This window comes from Streptosporangium becharense (assembly GCF_014204985.1).
GTDB lineage: Bacteria > Actinomycetota > Actinomycetes > Streptosporangiales > Streptosporangiaceae > Streptosporangium > Streptosporangium becharense.
The window spans coordinates 7768604-7786930 of record NZ_JACHMP010000001.1; the positions used below are offsets into that span (position 1 = coordinate 7768604).

At 69.8% G+C, this 18327-nt stretch carries 19 protein-coding genes and 1 pseudogene; 5 read left to right on the top strand and 15 right to left on the bottom strand.

The features are described 5' to 3' along the window. Positions 1 to 202: 202 nt before the first annotated feature. Entirely contained in the window at positions 203 to 589 is a 387-nt protein-coding gene (locus F4562_RS33615; RefSeq protein WP_184548534.1) for a VOC family protein, read from the bottom strand. Next, a complete protein-coding gene (locus tag F4562_RS33620) occupies positions 579 to 740 on the bottom strand; it encodes a hypothetical protein (protein WP_184548532.1) in 162 nt (53 codons plus the stop codon). Before F4562_RS33620 ends, F4562_RS33615 begins: the two co-directional genes overlap by 11 nt. Positions 741 to 918: 178 nt before the next feature. On the opposite strand from F4562_RS33620, the gene F4562_RS35590 reads away from it, so the two are divergent. Both F4562_RS35590 and F4562_RS33630 read left to right on the top strand, forming a co-directional pair. Further along, the gene (locus F4562_RS35590; RefSeq protein WP_184548530.1) at positions 919 to 1260 is read left to right on the top strand and encodes a DUF5713 family protein; all 342 of its coding nucleotides are present in this window, start codon (positions 919 to 921) and stop codon (positions 1258 to 1260) included. Positions 1261 to 1316: 56 nt separating this feature from the next. Then, positions 1317 to 1802 carry a DUF1877 family protein gene (locus F4562_RS33630; protein ID WP_184548528.1) on the top strand — a complete coding sequence of 162 codons (486 nt, stop codon included), beginning with the start codon at positions 1317 to 1319 and terminating at the stop codon, positions 1800 to 1802. 64 nt (positions 1803 to 1866) lie between these two features. On the opposite strand, the gene F4562_RS33635 is transcribed toward F4562_RS33630, so the two are convergent. The 9 genes from F4562_RS33635 to F4562_RS33675 form a co-directional block, all read right to left on the bottom strand. Further along, positions 1867 to 2643, bottom strand: a complete 777-nt coding sequence (locus F4562_RS33635) for an aspartate/glutamate racemase family protein (RefSeq protein WP_184548526.1) — start codon at positions 2641 to 2643, stop codon at positions 1867 to 1869. Between the two features lie 37 nt (positions 2644 to 2680). Continuing rightward, positions 2681 to 3994, bottom strand: coding sequence for an NAD(P)/FAD-dependent oxidoreductase (locus F4562_RS33640; protein ID WP_184548524.1), 1314 nt, complete (start codon positions 3992 to 3994; stop codon positions 2681 to 2683). A gap of 10 nt (positions 3995 to 4004) precedes the next feature. Further along, a complete protein-coding gene (locus F4562_RS33645; protein WP_184548522.1) occupies positions 4005 to 4880 on the bottom strand; it encodes a family 3 encapsulin nanocompartment shell protein in 876 nt (291 codons plus the stop codon). A gap of 25 nt (positions 4881 to 4905) precedes the next feature. Further along, positions 4906 to 5766 carry a class I SAM-dependent methyltransferase gene (locus F4562_RS33650; protein WP_184548519.1) on the bottom strand — a complete coding sequence of 287 codons (861 nt, stop codon included), beginning with the start codon at positions 5764 to 5766 and terminating at the stop codon, positions 4906 to 4908. 58 nt (positions 5767 to 5824) lie between these two features. Further along, the gene (locus F4562_RS33655) at positions 5825 to 6652 is read right to left on the bottom strand and encodes an SDR family NAD(P)-dependent oxidoreductase (RefSeq protein WP_184548517.1); all 828 of its coding nucleotides are present in this window, start codon (positions 6650 to 6652) and stop codon (positions 5825 to 5827) included. A gap of 17 nt (positions 6653 to 6669) precedes the next feature. Next, on the bottom strand, positions 6670 to 7650 hold the full coding sequence (locus F4562_RS33660; protein WP_184548515.1) for a sulfotransferase: 981 nt from the start codon (positions 7648 to 7650) through the stop codon (positions 6670 to 6672). A 14-nt stretch (positions 7651 to 7664) separates the two neighbouring features. Continuing rightward, on the bottom strand, positions 7665 to 8861 hold the full coding sequence (locus tag F4562_RS33665; protein WP_184548514.1) for an MFS transporter: 1197 nt from the start codon (positions 8859 to 8861) through the stop codon (positions 7665 to 7667). Next, positions 8858 to 10318 carry a DegT/DnrJ/EryC1/StrS family aminotransferase gene (locus F4562_RS33670; protein ID WP_311734294.1) on the bottom strand — a complete coding sequence of 487 codons (1461 nt, stop codon included), beginning with the start codon at positions 10316 to 10318 and terminating at the stop codon, positions 8858 to 8860. Before F4562_RS33670 ends, F4562_RS33665 begins: the two co-directional genes overlap by 4 nt. A 938-nt stretch (positions 10319 to 11256) precedes the next feature. Next, a complete protein-coding gene (locus tag F4562_RS33675; RefSeq protein ID WP_184548512.1) occupies positions 11257 to 11754 on the bottom strand; it encodes an FBP domain-containing protein in 498 nt (165 codons plus the stop codon). A 70-nt stretch (positions 11755 to 11824) separates the two neighbouring features. Between F4562_RS33675 and F4562_RS33680 the strand changes: the two genes are divergently transcribed. Beyond that, on the top strand, positions 11825 to 12409 hold the full coding sequence (locus tag F4562_RS33680) for a TetR/AcrR family transcriptional regulator (protein ID WP_184548509.1): 585 nt from the start codon (positions 11825 to 11827) through the stop codon (positions 12407 to 12409). Positions 12410 to 12483: 74 nt separating this feature from the next. Here F4562_RS33680 and qcrB read toward each other — a convergent pair whose 3' ends face one another. The 3 genes from qcrB to F4562_RS33695 form a co-directional block, all read right to left on the bottom strand. Next, on the bottom strand, positions 12484 to 14157 hold the full coding sequence (gene qcrB, locus F4562_RS33685) for a cytochrome bc1 complex cytochrome b subunit (RefSeq protein WP_184548507.1): 1674 nt from the start codon (positions 14155 to 14157) through the stop codon (positions 12484 to 12486). A gap of 46 nt (positions 14158 to 14203) precedes the next feature. Then, a complete protein-coding gene (locus F4562_RS33690; RefSeq protein WP_184548505.1) occupies positions 14204 to 14710 on the bottom strand; it encodes a hypothetical protein in 507 nt (168 codons plus the stop codon). A gap of 372 nt (positions 14711 to 15082) precedes the next feature. Then, positions 15083 to 15334 carry an aromatic-ring hydroxylase C-terminal domain-containing protein gene (locus tag F4562_RS33695; protein ID WP_184548503.1) on the bottom strand — a complete coding sequence of 84 codons (252 nt, stop codon included), beginning with the start codon at positions 15332 to 15334 and terminating at the stop codon, positions 15083 to 15085. A 633-nt stretch (positions 15335 to 15967) separates the two neighbouring features. On the opposite strand from F4562_RS33695, the gene F4562_RS33700 reads away from it, so the two are divergent. Then, entirely contained in the window at positions 15968 to 16624 is a 657-nt protein-coding gene (locus F4562_RS33700; RefSeq protein WP_184548501.1) for a C39 family peptidase, read from the top strand. Between the two features lie 146 nt (positions 16625 to 16770). After that, positions 16771 to 17226 carry a hypothetical protein gene (locus tag F4562_RS33705; protein ID WP_246473631.1) on the top strand — a complete coding sequence of 152 codons (456 nt, stop codon included), beginning with the start codon at positions 16771 to 16773 and terminating at the stop codon, positions 17224 to 17226. Between the two features lie 19 nt (positions 17227 to 17245). On the opposite strand, the pseudogene F4562_RS33710 reads toward F4562_RS33705, so the two are convergent. Further along, positions 17246 to 18276 (bottom strand): annotated as a pseudogene (locus F4562_RS33710) (IS5 family transposase). Between the last annotated feature and the right edge of the window lie 51 nt (positions 18277 to 18327).

Below are 18327 nucleotides of genomic sequence, written 5' to 3' on the forward strand. Positions count from 1 at the left end.
GGCAAGGTCGCCGATGATCCGAAGATGCCGCTGTTCCTGCCCGAAGGCGACTATGTGCTCGTGCTCACCTCGCGCTCCCGCCGTACGACCAGGAGACACACCCGGGGGTGCGTCCGGCCTGACGGGCGCCTCCACGGCCGGCCCCGAAGACACCGTCACGGGCGGTGTCTTCGGGGCCGGACGCCGGGTGACGCTCCGGCGGTCAACCCGCCGGGTAGACGCTGATCTCGATCAGGTTCCTGTCGGGATCGCGCAGGTACACGCTGTCGATCGGGCCGAGTGCGCCTGTGCGCCGGACCGGTCCTTCCTCGATCGGCACACCGTGCGCGGTCAGCTCAGTGATCACCTGATCCAGCGGGTCCGTCGTGATCAGGCACAGATCGGCGCTGCCCGGGATCGCGCGGGCGGCTTTGGGCTCGAACTCCTGACCCGCCTGATGCAAGTTGATTTTCGACTGGCCGAAGACCAGTGCCCGGCGGTCACCGCCGAAGGTGATCGGGGTCATTCCCAGCACCCGGGTGTAGAAGTCAACCGTGGCCTCCAGGTCGGCGACGGTCAGCACCAGGTGATCGAGCCGGTCAATCCGCATCGGCCACTTCTTCCTTTCCGGCCAGGGTCGTCTGGCAGTCCGTCTCGGTCGCCGCCGCCGACAGCGGCCGGGCGCGGGTGAACGGTGTCAACGGGTCAGACGCGGGGCCCGCGGCGGAACTCGGGCCATGATCGGCCGCGTTGCCCTGCATGCCCGGCATTGTCGCAAGGGGCTCGGCGTGGAGGATCACCGCCCCGCCGATTCCGGGACTGCGTCGCGGACGTCGCCGGTGGCGTCTCCGGCGGCCTGTCGGTGGCGTTGTCGGTGGCGTTGTCGGTGGCACGGTGCAGTATCGGGACACCGACCGACGGCGAGAACAGGAGATCGCGGTGTCGCCCACGAACCCGCAGGTGGCCAACCACACGTTCCTCAAGGGCATGTACGAGGACGACTACTTCCCGGACCGCGTCGTCGACAGAGGGAAGGCGATCCTGCTGAGACTGTGCGAGCGGATCGAGGCCGAGCAGCCACCGGACCTGACGGCGCTCTATGCGCTCACGGAGGCCGCGACGGAGGAGTTCAACGCGCTGGAGGCGGAGTTCGAGGCGGCCGGCAGCGAGATCGAGACCGTCGCACGGGATGTGATCGCCGAGGACTTCTGGTTCGTGGCGTCGGCGTACGGGTTCGCGCAGGCGGACATGGAGGAGTTGGTCGCCGCCCGGGAATGGTGACGCGGCGGTCTTCGACATCTCCGCTGTGCCGTCCGCCCGTTCCCTATCATGTCCTGATGAGTCTGGACGGACGTTACCTCCGTGTCACCGCCGCCGAGGTGACCAGGATGATCAGGGATCCGGAGGGAGCCTACGAGTTCGCCTCCGGGCTACCGGATGATCGTGAGTTGTGGGTTCACAAAGCCTGGATGGCGATCTCCATCATCCTGCGTCGTGCCGGTCACCCCCTCGACCTCGCCGCCCTGAACGTCGCCGACGGCGAGAAGACCCTGCCCGTCGGCGAGTGGGGCGGCCAGATACTCCAGCCGCCGAAGTATCTGGACGCCCACCAGGTGAGAATCGCCGCCGAGGCGCTGTCCCGCACGTCCTACGACGGGCTCATCGGGGGCATCGACCCGAAGCTGCTGTCGAAGTGCTATGGGTTGCACGGGAAGTGGGACGAGAAGGACGTCGAATGGGTGCGTCTCTGGTTCGAGCCGGTCATTCCGTTCTTCGAAGCCACCGCCGGCGAGGGTGACGCCATCCTGGCCTGGATCGACTGAGCCTCCACGCGCCGTCCGGTGAGACACCGGGCGGCCGGGTGGGCGGGCCCCGTTCCCCGGCGCCTCATCCGGCCTGCGGCGGCTCCCCCGCTCCTGTTCGGCCACCGGGCCGGGAGGCGCCGCGGCCGTCGAAGGGACGGCGGGTCAGGCTCCGGTACACCATCTCGGTGAGCGTCACGATGTCGAAGACCGGCACGCCGATCCGGGCCTGGATCGCGTGCGTGAAAGGCACCAGGTCGGTGCATTCGATGACGAGTGCCCCCAGGTCGGGGTTGTCGCGCGCCAGTCGTTCCGCCTGGCCCAGCACCTCACGTCCCAGGCGGTCGGCGTCGAGCTCGGCGCGCCGGCCCTCCAGCATGACCTCGCGGAACTCCGGCTGGTCCTCCATGCCGGCGACGCAGACCGGGACGTCCTCGCCGCCGATCGCCTCCAGGTGACGCCGGGTGAGGGAGCTCTTCTTGGCGACCAGCAGGCCGACCCGCTGGTCCGGGTGGAGCATGCGGTGGACCATGGGCAGCTGGATCAGGCTGGAGGCGTACAGCGGCACCCGCACCGCCGCGGCCAGCTGCCGCTGGAAGATGACCAGGAAGCCGCAGGCCGCGGTGATCGCCGCCACCCCCCGCGCCTCGAGCTTCTGGGCGGCGTGCGCGAACGGCTCGATCAGCCGCGGGTCGGCCTGGCTCACCACGCGTTCGGCGGTGGCACCCTCCACCACCTCGTAGTCGACGGGGAAGTCGAAGGTCGTCCGGTTCCGGATGTGCCCCGGGATCTTGGTGAACGAGGTGTCGAGGCACAGAACCCCGATCACCGCCTCGCGTCCCGTCCCCGCTCCGCCTGTCATGGTCGTCCTTTCCGTGTCCGTCACACCGCGCGTCCCGTCATCCGGTCCGGCGCCGCGTGCGTCCGCCGTGGCGGCCGACGCGGAACGGCGCGGGATCGATGTCGGGCCGTTCACCGGTGATGATCTGGGCGATCAGTTTGCCGCCGGCCGGGGCCAGGCCCATGCCGATGTGGCCGTGGCCGCTCGCCACACAGAGGTTGCGGTAGGGCTCGGCACGTCCGATGAGGGGGATGCCGTCCGGTGTGCAGGGACGGAAACCGCTCCAGGTCTCGACGGTCTCGGTGGTCTCCAGCCGCGGGAGGTAAGTCCGGACGGTCCGCAGGATGCCGTCCACCCGGCGGCGGGAGATCGTGGCGTCCATGCCCGACAGCTCCAGGGTGCCGCCGAAGCGGAGCCGGTCGCCCAGGGGGACGAGCGCCACCTTCCCCTCCCCCAGCAGCAGCGGCCGTCGCGGCGCGTCGCGTGGCGCCTTGACGGTGACGCTGTAGCCCTTGGCGGGCTGGAGCATGAGGCCGACGCCGAGCCTGCGCGCGCACTCCGCCGACCAGGTTCCGGCGGCGACGACGACCTCCCGGGGGTGGAAGTCGCCGCGTGTGGTCCGTACCCGCCGCACCTCGCGGCCCGCGACCTCGAAGCCGACGGCCTCGGTGTGCGGGTGGATCTCGACTCCCATGCCTTCGAGCATGCGGGCGAACGCCACGAGGAAGTCGGGGACCCGCAGGTAGGCGCCCTCCTCGTTGTACAGCGCGCCGTGCACGTCGAACTCGGTGTCCGGTTCGAGCGCGTCCAGCTCCCCCGGGCCGAGGACGCGCAGCGGAACCCCGTGCGCGACCGCCTCGGGCACGGACCGGCACGCCTTGTCGAACCCCTGCGGCGTGTTGTACGCCAGCACCATGCCCTGCGCGGTGAAGAACGGCGCCAGGTCACCGGCCGCGCAGAGTTCGCGCAGGATGTCGAGGCTGCGTTTCTTCAGGTCGACCAGCACGCCGAACCCCGCCCTGGCGTCGTGTTCGTTGCAGGCGCGGCGGAAGTGCCAGAGCCAGCGCAGCAGCTCGCCGTCCCAGCGCGGTCTGATGTAGAAGGGGCTTTCCGGATTGAGCAGCCAGCGCAGCCCCTGGGCGGGCACCCCGGGTTCGGCGAGCGGGGTCGAGCCCTGGGTGCCGACGAAACCGGTGTTGCCGTAGGAGCACGACATCGGCCCGCCGACCGGACCGCGTTCCAGCACGGTCACGCCGACGCCGGCGCGGCGCAGGTGGTAGGCGCAGAACAGGCCGACGATGCCGCCGCCGATGACGAGGACGTCGGGGTCGTGCCGGGTGGGCTCCGCGTGCGGAGGGGGCATCGTCGACATGTGCGCTCCGCTACAGGCTCACGATGAAGAAGTTGGTCGGAAGGTTGATCACGACACGCTCGTAGATCTCGGCCATGAGCGCGATCCCGGGTTCGGCGAACGTGCCCGGGGGCGGCTCGGCGAAGCGGATCACCGAGCGTCCGGCGTCGAACAGCATGGCGCCGTGCCCGAAGTCGCCGACGATGGCCGTGCCCGGATCGACCAGGCGCGTCCGCACGATGAAGACGCCGTTGCGCTCCAGGTCGTCCATCAGGCCGCCCTGCCCCATGAACCTGTAGTAGTCGACGGGGTTGATGATCAGGCCGTCGGCCGTGCCGCCCATCTGCTCGGCCTCGTTGCACGCGGCGAGGATCGTCGAGCCGAACGGCCCCGGCGACGTCATGCGCGCGATCCCCGGGATGTTCAGCAGACCGCCCTCCCCGCGGATGATCGTGTTGTTCTCCGCGGTGCCGAGCCGGACGATCAGCCGGTAGTTGATGAAGGACTCGAAGGTGTCGGCGTCTTCCCACAGGTCCGGCGGGACCTGGACCCACGCGGTGGTGGGGAGCAGCTCCGGGATCGGCGACCGGTGGAAGCGGCTCGCCGCCTCACGCCGCAGGTCGGCCTCGTTGACCTGCGGGTCGCCCGGCTGCGGCGGGCTCTCATGCCAGTAGTAGCGTCGCGGGTCGCGGGAGAGGTCGACGACCTTGAGCATGTTCCGCGCCGGGTAGCGCGGTTTCCGTCGTGAGCTGGTCAGCGAGTCGGTGATCGTCACGTCGTACTCGACGGAGGCGTCGAGCCCCTTGGCGGCGCAGGCCTCGACGAACATCCGGCCCGGCGACATCTCCTGCTTCCGCGCGGCGACGACCTCCGCCATCGTCCGCTTCATGCCATCTGTGCGTTGCATGGTCTCCTCGTTCGTGAGTGTGACGTTACGGCGCGACGCGGTCCCGCTTGCGGGCGACGAAGATGCCCCAGCCGAACTCCCCGTCGTCGATGGCGGTCTGGATCTCCCGGCAGGACGTGGCGAAGGCGAGCATCCAGTCGCGGGCCGCGGCGTCGGGTGCCGTCTCGGCGCGCTCGGTCGCCGTGCCGCCCAGCACCCGGTAGGTCTGCCTGATGTGCTTTTCGAGGTTGCGGGCGAAGAGGATCTCGAACCCGGCCTCCTCCAGGGCGGCCTGGTAGCCGACGAGGGAGTAGCCGCCGTTCCACTTGACGCGGTCGTAGACGTGTCTGCGGGCGCGCTCGCTCACCTCCTTCTTCGGCTGGAGGAAGTCGGAGAAGGCGAAGATCCCGCCGGGCCGGAGCACCCGGTGGATCTCCGTGTGGCTGCGCGGCTTGTCCGGCACGAGGCACAGCGCGTCCTGGCTGACGACGTGGCTGAAGGTGCCGGGCTCGTACGGCATCCGCGTCGCCGAGCCGTGGTGGAACTCGATGTCGAGCCGGCGGTCGCGGTTCTCCGCGGCGAGTTTCTCCCGGGCGAACCTGATGCGTTCCCCGCTCAGGTCGAGTCCCGCGCCGCGGCAGCCGAACCGCCCGGCGAGGTAGAGCAGGAAGTTGCCGCAGCCGCATCCCACGTCGAGCACGTGGGAGGATCCGTCGATGCCCGCCTCCGTGGCCAGCAGGTCGGAGGTGCGGTCGGCGGCGGCCAGGTAGTCGTCGTCGGCGTCACCGGCGAAGTAGCCCGTGTGCAGGACGCCGTCGCCGTCCCAGAAGCTCAGGTAGGTCTGGAGGGTCTGGTCGAAGAAGTCTCCGACCTCGCTCTCGGTGTAGGTGTGGCCGGTCGTCGACATCACGGCTTCCTTTCCTGTCCTGCGTGGGGTGGTCCTCCGGCGGGGATCGCCGCGGCCGTCATGTGAAGGTGTCCTTGCGCACGTCCGTCAGGTGCGGCAGTTCCGGCCCCATCACGCCGGCGCCTCCGTCGACCGGGTGGACCCCGCCGGTGACGTAGGAGGCGCGCTCCCCGGCGAGGAAGGCCGCGACGGCGGCGAACTCCTCCGGGCGGGCCGGCCGGCCCAGGGCGTTGTGGCTCCCCATGGCGCGCAGCCGCTCCTCGGCGTCGCCGTCCCCGGCCAGCTTCGCCGCCGCCCGCTCCACCGGCGGGGTGCGGGTGGTGCCGGGTGCCAGCACGTTGACGGTGATGCCGTCTCGGCCGACCTCCGCGGCGAGGGACTGGGCGAAACGCACGATCGCGGCGCGGGTCACGCCGGAGAGGGCCAGCGGGGCGATGGGGACGCTCGCCGTCTCCGAGGCGACGAAGAGCAGCCGGCCCCACCCGGCGGCCCGCAGATGCGGCAACGCGGCCAGGGCCAGCTCCACCGCGGGCAGGAGCACCGCGTCGACGGCCGCCCGGTACTCGGCGGGCTCGAACCGCGAGGCGGTGCCGACCGGCGGGCCGCCGCCGCTGATCAGGACGATGTGCAGCGCGCCGAAGTCGGCGGCGACCTCGTCGACCCAGCGGCGGGCCGCCGCCCCGTCGGTGATGTCGACGCCCGTGGTGTGGACGCGTCCGCGCGCCACCTCCTTGAGGTCGCGTTCGGCCGCCGCGAGCCGGTCGGGGTCGCGCGCGCCGATCGCGACGTGCGCGCCTTCCAAGGCCAGTTCCCTGGCCGCGGCCAGGCCCAGGCCGCTCGACCCGCCGGCGACGAGCGCGACCTTGTTCTCCAGGCCCAGATCCAATCGTCTTCCCCTTCGCCCTAGCTCTGCTGTTCCTCTGCCGACGGCGCCGCGGTCCGGGCCCGTCGTGTCCCGGCGGGGGGCGGGCCCCCGTGCCGGTAGCCGTAGCGCCACGACAGCGGCCAGGACAGCGTCGTCGCGGCCAGCTTCGCGGGCAGCGGCAGCTCGGTCCTCCAGGAGTCGTCCCGGTCCCGGATGACGGTGGTGCCGGTGCTGAAGCGATCCGGGTTGCCGGTGACCGTGTGGTTGGTGCGGAGCTCGACCGTCCGGTCCCGCATCGGGTTGGCGGCCGGGTCGGCGCCGCACAGCCGCAGCAGGGTGTCGATCGTGCCGGCCGGGTCGGCGATGAACTCCTCATAGCGCAGGAAGAGCGACCGTTCCGGGTGACGCCGGGTGATCGCCTGCGAGGCGAGGTTGAAGCCGTGCCAGTAGGCGGTGCTCGTCCTGGACGGCATGACGTAGCAGTAGTCCTTCGGCCGGCTCCACGACTGGGCGACCGCCCGGGGGTCGCGCACCAGGTGGACGTAGTAGGGCCTCACCCCTTCCAGGTGGGGCAGCAGGGCCGCCTCTCCCGGGATCTTCGTCGTGTCCACGATCACGCGTGAGCCCGTCAGCTCGGCGACGGCGTGATAGGTCCGCGTCATCAGGGCGGCGTGTTCACGGATGTCGTCGCCATGCAGCCCGCGACGCAGCACCCGCCAGGTGTGCCGGGTGCGGACGCAGGCGAGCTGGCGGCGGACGACGAGGTCGGCGTGGTCCTCCGCCGACATGCCGGGCGGCCTGCCGACCGGGAGGATCTTCGACCAGACCGGGCACCCGGTCAGCGGGCTGCCGCAGCCGCACAGGCTGTTCGCGCCTCTGCCGGCGCCGTTCTTCCACAGGAAGTGCAGCTCCCCGACGTGGAAGAAGCCCGGTATCTCGTTGAGGACGTTGCCGATGATGGTGCTGCCGCTGCGGCACCAGCCGGTGACGCACAGGATCGTGAGCGGTGGTGCGGTCATGACGTGCTCCCAACTCAGGTGGCGGTCGTCGGCTGCGGGCCCGGCCGGGGGACGCACAGCGCCACGACCACGGCCGCCGCCGCGCAGGCCGCGCCGGCGACGAACACGGCGGGGTAGCCGAAGCCGGCCGCGACCACTCCGATCAGCGGCCCCCAGATGGTCAGGCCCAGATCCCAGAAGGAGGTGTAGGCGCCGATCGCGGCCCCCTGCTTCGCCGGGTCGGTGCGGTCCATCACCATCAGGGCCAGTGACGGGTGCAGCAGCGAGAATCCGACCCCCATCACCAGGCTGCCGAGCACGGCGACCGGCAGGTTCGGCGCCAGGGCGATGATCAGAAGGCCGGCCGCCTCACCCGCGCCGGACCAGGCGGCGACCCGGCGTGCCCCGAGCCTGTCCGGCAGATGGCCGATGAACAGCCGTGTCCCGGCGTAGACGATGCTGAAGCCGCTGAGCACGACGACGCCCGAGTCGACGCCGCGGGCCTGCAGGTGGAGGACGACGAAGGCGGCCAGCCCGGCGTAACCGGCGGCGGCGAGCCCGAGCGCCGTCCCCGGCAGCAGCGCCGGGCGGACGAGCAGGCCGTGCCCGCCGCTCTGCCGCTCCCCGCCCGGCTGTCCCCCGTCCGGCTGCCCGGCGCGCGGACGCACCGGGGCCGAAGTGATCAGTACGAGACCGGCGAGCGCCACGGCGACGCTGAAACCCCACACCGCGCCGTAGCCGAAGGGCAGCATCGCCGCTCCCAGGAAGGTGCCGACCGAGATGCCGCCCCACATGCTGACGCCGTAGAGCCCGATCAGCTGCCCGCGGCGCTCGTGCGGCGCGATCGACACGATCCACACGGCGCCCGCGGTGAAGAGCGACGCCTCACCGACGCCGAGCAGCAGCCGGACCAGCACGAGGGCGGGCAGGCCGAGCGGCAGGAAGTAGAGCGCACCCCCGGCGGCCACGATCAGCGCACCCAGTTGCATGACGCGGCGGTGACCGTGCCGGTCCGCCAGGTGCCCGGAGATCGGCCGGACGAGCAGCGCCGTCAGCGCCGTCGCCGTGACCACCAGCCCGACGGCGAAGTCGGTGGCGCCGAACCGTTCCCGGACGAAGCCCGGCAGTACCGGGATCGCCGCAGTGAGGCCCACGTAGCCGCAGAAGAGCCCGCCGAAGATCCCGGCGAGGGCGAGGCGCGGGAGCGTGGTCTTCGCCGCGGGTGCGCTCATCGCCGCTGCCCGGCGCGGGCGGTGTCCGCCGCCTCGGCGGCCGGCACCGGCCGCTCCGCGCGGACGGGGAGCGGCACCGGTTCTTCCACCTGGCCGAGGGCCGGGTCGGCGAGGGCGTACCCGCGCTCGCCGTCCGCGCCGGGCGGTACCGGTTCCGGCCGGCGCTCCATGGCGCGCGCCACCTTGCGGACCGCTCTGACCAGGTCGTCGCAGTCGTCCGTCGAGAGGCTGGACGACAGCGGGATGTCGACCGCCTCCTCCAGGTAGCGCGTGGTGTCCGGCAGCAGCGCCTTGATCGCCGTGACGTCCCGGTCGCCGAACATGAACCGCCAGTTCCAGAAGACCCGCACGTTGTCGTCCTCGTCGGAGCCGAGGTTGCGCGCGTCGATGCCCTCGCGGCAGAGGGCGTGGGCGAACCATTTCGCGTCCCCGCCCGGGACCCGGAAGATGAACGCCTCACCGAGATAGGCGCCCGGGGCCACCGGCTGCCGGATCGCGATGCCGGGGACGTCGGCGAGCCGTTCGGCCACGTGGGCGTAGTTGCGGTGGAAGCGGCGCAGGCGGATCGGCAGCCGCTCCATCTCGGCGCGGAGCAGGGCCGCGCGGATCTCGTCCATGCGGAAGCTGAGCAGCGGCAAGTCGAGATCGGTGTCGATCGGCGGATCGCCGTCCGGGAAGTGCCGCCGGAAACGCCCCTCGTAGGCGCCGGAGAGCACGACGGCGCGGGCGAACAGCGTGCTGTCGTCCGTGACCAGGAAACCGCCCTCGCCGCAGTTGAGTGACTTGTCCGACTGGGTGCTGAAGGCTCCGGCGAGGCCGAAGGTGCCGAGTTTGCGGCCGTTCAGCTCGGCGCCGAGTGCCGGTACGGCGTCCTCGAACACGGGCACGCCCATCTCGGCGGCGAAGCGCGTCAGCGCCTCCATGTCCGCGGCGAAGCCGCGCATGTGCACCACCAGGATCGCCTTGATCTCCGGGGTCCAGCGGCGGCGCAGATCGGCGAGGTCGAGGTGGAGGTTCTCGTCCACCTCCACCAGGAGGGGCTTGCACCCGGCGAGGACGATGGCGCTGGGGGTGGCGACGAAGGTGAAGCCCGGGCAGGCGATGAGGGAGCCCGGCGGGATCCCGGCCGCCATGATGGCGAGTGCGATCGCGGTGGTGCCGCTCGACACGGCCAGCGCGTGCCTGCTTCCGAAGTAGCGGCACAGCTTCTCCTCGAACCTGCCGCACTCGGTCTCCTGCTGGGCCCGGTAGTCGTAGCGGAAGTAGAGGTGGCTGCGGACGGCGCGCAGCGCCGCCTCCTCGTCCTCGGGATGGACGAAGACGGCTCCCTTGTCGTAGGTGGGCCACGGCGCGCGTCGGACGGGGTCGCCGCCGTGGACGGCGAGTTCTCCGTCTTCGGCGTGCCCGGTCCCCCACGGCGGCCGTTCCGGTGCCGGTCCCTTCCTGTCTCCGCTCACCGTTGAGCTCCTTGTCCTCGGCTGGGGGGTGGTCGTTGGTGGCGCCGGGACAGGCGTGGTCACCGTCCCGGGTGCCGCTGCGGTCGCGGTGCCGAGCACGACGGCACGGCGTCCCCCGATCCCCGCGCGCGTCCGGCGGGCGGGGCGGAGAGACGACGTCGATGAACATGCGGGAGGTCGCGGCGGCTCGACTGTCCCGATGCGCCCATTCCATGAGGCTGGCGGGCGTGCTGATCACGTTCGGAGCCAATAAAATCTTTTGAATGTTCTCCAAATGTGCTGGGGGTGTCAATGGGGAGAAATGGACTGCCGGTGGCAATGCGCGGCAGGTCTCCTCGCTGGACCGCGACAAACCCCGGGTCGGGGATCCGGTGAATACGTCACGTGACCGGCGGATCAGCGGGAAGTTCGGTCGTCATCACCGGGATGGGCTGGGATTATCGATTTCCCATGTTTTCCGGGTGGGTTAATGGAAAAGAATTGACATTTCACTCGCGGTCACCGTTCCGGGGTGACGGAATCGGTATCGCACTTCCCCCGGGATGTGATCCCTGTGACCCGCAGGGCCGGGCGGGTGAACCGATCCGCCCGGCTCCCGCGGCGCGCGGCGTGGAACGTCGGCCCACCGGCGAGTTTCCGCGCGCACCCCGGTGGGATATGAGCCGCCGTAATATCGGGAAAAGGTATGGCCATTCCCGCCGCGCGTTTCGGCCCGGAACTTCCGCGGCCGCGGCGGGCCGCCACCCGGTCGACCGGCATCCATGGGTGGCGAGGGCGGCGAAGAGTGTTCGCCGGTTCCGGCAACCGGTGCTTTCGGGCGGGGCCCGGTGCTCGCGAACGGAGCCCGGCGCCTTCGAGTGGGGTCCGGCGCTCGCGAACGGGGTCCGGCGCCTCCGGGTGGGGCCCGCCGTCCGGTGACCGCGGGCCGGCGTGCGAGGTTACTTGATCACTTTGTCGATGAAGGCGGCCAGGTTGGCCCGGGTGCGGGCGATCTTCTCGTCCACGGAGAGGGTTTCGTCGAGGTCTCCCCCGGCTGTCTGTTTCTTGCCCCGGGTGTGGAGGGAGCAGGCCAGGTCGGCGCACAGGTACTGCCCGACCGTGTTGCCCTGGCGCCCGGCCTCACCGGTGCGGCGCGCGGTCATCAGCGCCACGCCGCCGTTGGTGCGGGTGGTCAGGCACAGCGAGCACATGCTGCGCGAGGTGAAGCCGCGCGAGGCCCCCGGGGCCGCACGGAGCGCGATGCCGACGAGGCCGCCGTCGTCGCGTTCGGCGACCAGGTAACCGCGTTCGGGTGCGCCGGGATCTCGCCATCCCAGGAAGTCGAGGTCGTCCCAGGGCTGGTCCTCCAGGTCTTTGGGGACGCCCAGGCGCTGGGCCTCGCCCTTGGAGCAGTTGGCGAACGACCGACGGATGTCGCTTTCGGTGATCGGTCTCATGTCCGGCGAGGCTAGCTTCCCTAATAGGATTAGACAAATGATTAATCTGGTTAGTTTTGCAGGAGGATCCATGGCACGCGCGGGCATCACCGGCGAACGCCTCACCCGGACGGCGGCGGAGCTGGCCGACGAGATCGGCTTCGACAAGGTGACCGGCTCGGCGGTCGCGCGCAGGCTCGGAGTCAAGGACCCAAGCCTGTACGCGCACATCGAGAACGCGCGAGAACTGAAGGTGCGGGTGGCGCTGCTGGCCCTGGAGGAGATGGCCGACGAGGCCGCCGCCGCGCTGGCCGGGCGCGCGGGCAAGGACGCGCTCGTGGCGTTGGCCAACGTCTACCGCGACTACGCCAGGAAGCACCCGGGCCGGTACGCCGCGTCCCGGTTCGAGCTCGACCCGGAGACCGCGGCCGGCAGCGCCGGCCCCCGGCACGCGGAGATGATGCGGGCGCTCCTGCGCGGCTACGACCTGCCGGAGCCGGACCAGACCGACGCGGTGCGCTTCCTGGGCGGCACCTTCCACGGATACGTGAGCCTGGAAATGGCGGGCGGCTTCCGCCACACCCCGCGCGAGGCCGACGCCTCCTGGGCCTGGCTTCTGGACACCGTCGACTTCGCCCTCAGGAACCACCCTCGGGCAGGCCGGTCCCGCCGGTGAGCGGGGCGGGCAGGCCGGGGCTCGGGCCGCCGGGCTGAGCCGTCCGCGACCGGCCGGGCAGGGAGCCGCGGTGTTCAGCCGGGCAGGGAGCCGCGGTCGTCTCCGCCCGTGCCGATCTCGGCGTGCCGCCCCTCACGCGCGGCCTCTCCGTGTTCGCGGTCCTCCTCCAGGGGAACCTTCTCTCCGCCGTAGGCCCGGCTCATCGTGGCCCGGATCCTGCCGAGCGGGCCGCGCATCCCCTTGGGCGGGATGCCGTCGCCGTCGGTGCCGCCACTGATCATCGGGATCGGCTGCTTGCCGCGTACGTGTTCGGCGATGTCCTTCGACGCCGGCGCGTGCACCTCGATGTACTCACCGTGAGGCAGTCGCTTGATCACACCGGACTCCACACCGTGCCCGATGACCTCGGCGTCCCTGCGCTGCAGGCCGAGGCAGATCCGGTAGGTGACGATGTAGGCCGCCAGCGGACCCGCGAAGATCAGGAAGCGGCCGATGTAGGTCGTCCAGTTCAGCGGGACCTGGAAGAACGCCGCGATCTCGTCGTTGGCGCCGAGCAGCCACAGCACACCGTAGAACGTGATCGCCGTCATCCCGATCGAGGTGCGGTGCGGGTTGTTGCGGGGGCGGTCGACGACGTGGTGCTCACGGTTGTCACCGGTCACCCACCGCTCGATGAACGGGTACAGCACCAGGCCGGTGATGATGATGCCCAGCGGTACCAGCGCCGGGATGAGCACGCTCAGCGCGAGGGTGCCCCCGGCGGTCCCGAAGAGGTTGATCTCCCACGACGGCATCAGACGCAGTGAGCCCTCCAGGAAGCCCATGTAGAAGTCGGGCTGCGAGCCCGCCGAGATGTCGGCCGGGGTGTAGGGCCCGAACAGCCAGATCGGGTTGATCTGGGCGAACGTCCCGAGACCGGCGATGACCGCGAACGTGAACATGAAGTAGGCGCCCGACTTGATCATGAAGGCGGGGTAGAGCGGGGAGCCCACCACGTTCTCGTTCGTGCGGCCCCTGCCCGGCATCTGCGTGTGCTTCTGCACCCACATCAGGATGAGGTGGGCGGTGATCAACCCCAGCAGGATGCCCGGGATGAGCAGGATGTGCAGCGAGTAGAAGCGGGGAATCACATCTTCACCCGGGTACTCCCCGCCGAAGAGGAAGAACGTGATCCAGGTGCCGACCAGCGGCAGCGACATCATCACGCCCTCGGTGATCCGCAGACCGGCGCCGGAGAGCAGGTCGTCGGGCAGGGAGTAGCCGGTCAGGCCCTCGAACAGGGCCAGGGTCAGCAGCAGGACGCCGATCAGCCAGTTCAGCTCGCGCGGCTTGCGGTACGCCCCGGTGAAGAACACCCGGAGCATGTGCACCATCATGCCGCCGATGAACAGCAGGGCCGCCCAGTGGTGCATCTGGCGCATCAGCAGGCCGCCGCGCACGTCGAAACTGATGGACAGCGACGACGCGTACGCCTCGGACATCATCACGCCGTTGAGGGCCCGGTAGGAGCCGGTGTACTCCACGTGGCCCATGCCGGGCTTGAAGAAGAACGTCAGGAACGTACCGGTCAGCAGCAGGATGATGAACGAGTACAGGGCGATCTCGCCCAGCAGGAACGACCAGTGGTCGGGGAAGACCTTGCGCAGGTTGCGTTTGAGGAAGTTTCCCGCGCCGATGCGCTCGTCGACGAAGTTGCTCACGCCCGCGATGGGCTTCGGAATCTGCCGGGAACCACCCGCGACGGTCATGCTCGCCTCCTCAGAAGTTCGCTGCAAGCCTTCAACCAGGCGCCGGTCAAGGGGAGAGCCAGGAGCGTAGGGCCAGCCACCAGCCGACCCCGAGGCCGGCGACGACGGTCAACGCGTCGAGGAGGCTCTCGAGGCCGGAGTCGTAGGAGTCGTAGCTGTCTCCTGGAATCAGCACGGCTATGATCACCGCCGCGAAGATCCAGGCACCGGCCGCGGAGACCAGGCCGATTCCCAGCGCCCGCGCCAGCCGCACGGGACGCGGGCGTGGCGCCGGCACGTGCCGTCTCGCGGCGAGCCCTCCCACGACGCGCTCGGGCGGATCGCCGAACCGCCCCACGACGTCTTCGAACGCGGTCCCCGTCCTGTCCTCACCGAGATAGACCCACCGCCCGTCCCGGAGGAACAGCGCCGCGCGCCTGGTCCCGAGATCGGTGAGCCGCAGATAGGGGACGCCGTCGGGAAACCGTCGCATCCGGTAGCGCACACCGGGCAGTCTCTCGTCCAGCGCGTCCAAAACCGCCGTCAGCTGTTCCTGCGTGTGTCCGTCGGGCATGCGACCTCCCCCCGCACTCCTATCTTCGGAGTGAAGTTCGTACCGATTGCATGCTGCTTTTAAGCTTTGCCGTAATTTGCAGATTCGCCAGTCCGGAGATTCCACGGGCCCGCGACCGGATCGATCACGGGGGCCGCGAAGCCGGTGTTCGCGTTACCGCTCGGCTGCCTGCCGGTGTGCATTGCCTCACGCCCCCGCCGACCTGCCGGTCGTCGGCGCCGCGCAGTGCCTGGCGAGTGAGGTCGTGCGGCGATGGCTCCGACTGCGCGACTCGTGATTCCACGACGCCACGCGCCCGGGTCGCCCCAGTGATCCACCAGTCGACTCTCAGTAGCGGCCTCTAGGTGCACTGACCACAGAGGTTGAGTACACCTAGTGGGACGTCCCCGCAGACGCGGAGTCGGGTCGTGCTGTCGAGCCGTGCCAGTGTTGTAGCGCCTGCTGGAGGCCGTCGCCGTGGTCGTGATCGGCGGTGCGCAGCCAGGCGGTGTGACCGTCGGGCCGCAGGAGGATGGCGCGGAGTTCAGGATGGTCGGGGCATGTCGCGGTGACGATGTCGATTCGATCTGCCCATCCTGCGGCCGACTCGCGGATGGCCTGGGTGGGCGATAGTCTGCGTGCCACGGGCGTAGGTCTCCTGCTGTGCGAACTTTGGTCGGTTCAACACGGCAACCTACGCCCGCTGTCTTTTACACCGCATCCGGGACGCCACCCTCTGCGTTCCGCTGCGGCTAAGCGGATGAAAAGGGGATTCCCATACCGGACGCCCTCTGAGAACTAATCTCGATGCTATCGCCTGACCAAGCTGTCACAGATGCTGCGCCGGTGGCCAGATGAGGCCACGGGACGGAGATTTTCACGGCAGTCCTCTTTCGAGGCTGATGGGACGGGAGTGGCAGAGCCGATGCGATCTCTTCCGTGCGACCAGGCCGAGGCTTAGGCGCTTTCGACCCGGACCTCGCGGTTCGTGCCGAGGAGACAAGTCCGTGCGGGGCGCTGCTGGTCGCGGCCGGAAGGAAGGCCGAGACGTAACGGGAGGCCCGCAATTGAAATGTGGGCCCCACTCCGTTTGTTTCGGTCCAACCTGACGGGTTGTGATTATTGTAAGCGCAGTTGTGGCTCTCTTAACCTCAGCGGCGTGGGCCCTCCCGGGCCCGGCCAGGAGGCGCAACGATGGGGTTTCTGCGAGAAGACGGCGACGACGTAACCGGCATAGCGAAGGGATGACGTCGCGTGTCACAACCAGACGAGAGCGTAATGGTCAAGAGCCTCGGCTCGACATACTGGCGCTGGCGTCAATACCAGGAAAAAACACTCTGGTGTTGGAACGCGACGACAATCAGCATCGCGAACTTCTACGCCAACGCGCAGGTTTGGACTCAGTGCGGATTCGCCACCGCAGTCCTCAACAGGGACGACTCCAGGCTCGCCGACCAGCGACCGTTCCGCTGCTGCCCGGATGGCGAGTTACGCGGGGACTGCAACCAGGGTTGGTGGCCGGATTTCGGGCCGCTGCAGGAAGCCGGGGTCCAGGTCCCGGTGGCCGATGGTGACAGGTATTTCGTCGACGCGTCGTGGGCGGGCGGCAGGTGGGTGGAGGTCAGAAGGCTCAGGGAGTTGACGAAGAACGAGGTCAAGGCGGAGATAGACGCCGGACGCCCGATCATGATGAACATCGGCTGGGGCGGTGGCCTCTCCGGCCACATCGTCAACATCTGGGGGTACAGCTACCGCCCGCAGACCGGTGAACTGGTGCACGTATGGGTGCATGACCCGTGGGAGGACACGGGCGGGGTATACGAGGGCATGGAGGACTCTCCCATCATGTGGATCGCATGGGAGACGCTCTTCGGCGGTTACCCGGGCGGCCCGAACGGTACCTGGAACAGGACCTTCAAGACTCGGCGAAACTAGCCTCAGGGAGCCTTGCAATGCCGTTGAACATGCCTGAACCTCCGGGACGGATTCGGGACGAAACACGCTCCCATCTCGACCGAATCGCCAGAGCCAGCGGAGAGGGCCCGAAACTGCTGGGCGAGATCGCCCCGGATGACGTGGAGGTGTCCACCCCACACCGGGTGTTCGCACTGCTCGTCCGAGACATCGAGGCCGACGGCGGCCTGGAAATGGCGCAGCCGGTGGGCTGGCGATTCCTGCTGGAGTCCGGCGGTAATGTGCTCGCCGGCGCCGAAGTCTCCGAAACACCGGAACGCACCTTCCCGCCAACGTTCTACAGAAGCTCATCCGTTGGAGCCACCGCGACCGCGGTCAGGGCCGCACGAGCCCTGCCGCAGCTCCGACTGGCCGGGTTCGACCTCCGACTCCTGCGGATCCCCGAGCTCTACCAGGTCGCCCTGTGGTTGCACTCACCCAACACCGATCTGCTCATACCGCTGGCGCCATCCCCGATCGGGCGCGAGGGCCAGGTCACACCACCACCGCTGTTCTTCCGGGAACTCGCCGCCCGTGCCCAGGAGTACAGAGCCCGCCAGCCCCGCGACCGGGAGCCGACCTAGGAGCTGTTCGAGGTTCGGATCATGTGGTTGAGGTGAGGAGCTTCAGCCACATGACCGAACCTCGGAGATAGAGCCCGGCCTCGTAGCTTTCCGGGGCCTTGTCGTAGCGGGTCGCCAGAGCGCGCCAGGTCTTGATCTTCTGGAAGCATCGTTCAACGGTGTTGCGCTCCTTGTAGAGATCGGTGTCGTGACTGACGGGCCGGCCGCCCCGGCTGCCCTTCTTCCTGCGGTTGACGGCTTGGTCCTTCTTCTCCGGGATGACCGCCTTGACGTGGCGTTTCCTCAGGTAGGCACGGTTGGCGCGGGAGGAGTACGCCTTGTCCGCGGCGACCGCGTCCGGCCGGGTGCGGGGCCGGCCGACCGGACCGGGAATGCGGATCTTGTCCATGACGGTGATGAACTGCGGGCAGTCGGCGGCCTGGCCGGGCGTGAGCACAAACGCCAGCGGCAGCCCTCGGGTGTCGACCGCGGCATGGATCTTGCTGCTCAGCCCGCCCCGGGATCGGCCGAGCCCGGCGGCCTTGGCCCGGGCCCTGCGGCGTCGCCGCGTGGCGGCACGATCGTGGTCCGACGACGCGTCCGGACCATCCCTGCCGTCCGCGCCGGGTGTGACCGGCGGCGTATCACCCGCAGCACCGGTGGCTGCTCCGGTAGCGGAGCCCCCTTTTCCTCGGTCAGGGCCTGCTCCAGCGCATCAAGGGTCTCCCCGGCCACGGCCAGCCCGGCCGACTCCTGATGCGCCCGCACGATCGTGGAGTCCACGCTGACCAGCTCCAGCCCGACCTGCCCGCGCGAGGCGGCCTCGGCGATCAACGCGTCCATCAGGGATTGGAACACCCCGGCCCTGGCCCAGGCGTTGAACCGGGAGTAGAGCGTGGACCAGGGCCCGTAGCGTTCCGGGACGTCACGCCAGCCGGACCCGGTGCGAAACCGCCACAGGATCCCGTTGAACTGATCCCGTACCCGTCGCGGCAGCGGCCCGGTGGCCGCCACCGGCAGACACGGCTCGATCAACGCCCACTCGGCATCCGTTACATCAAAGCGCGCCACGTCCGAGTTCTACCAGCAGCGGCCGGCCCACCATCGGGCCACACCTAGATC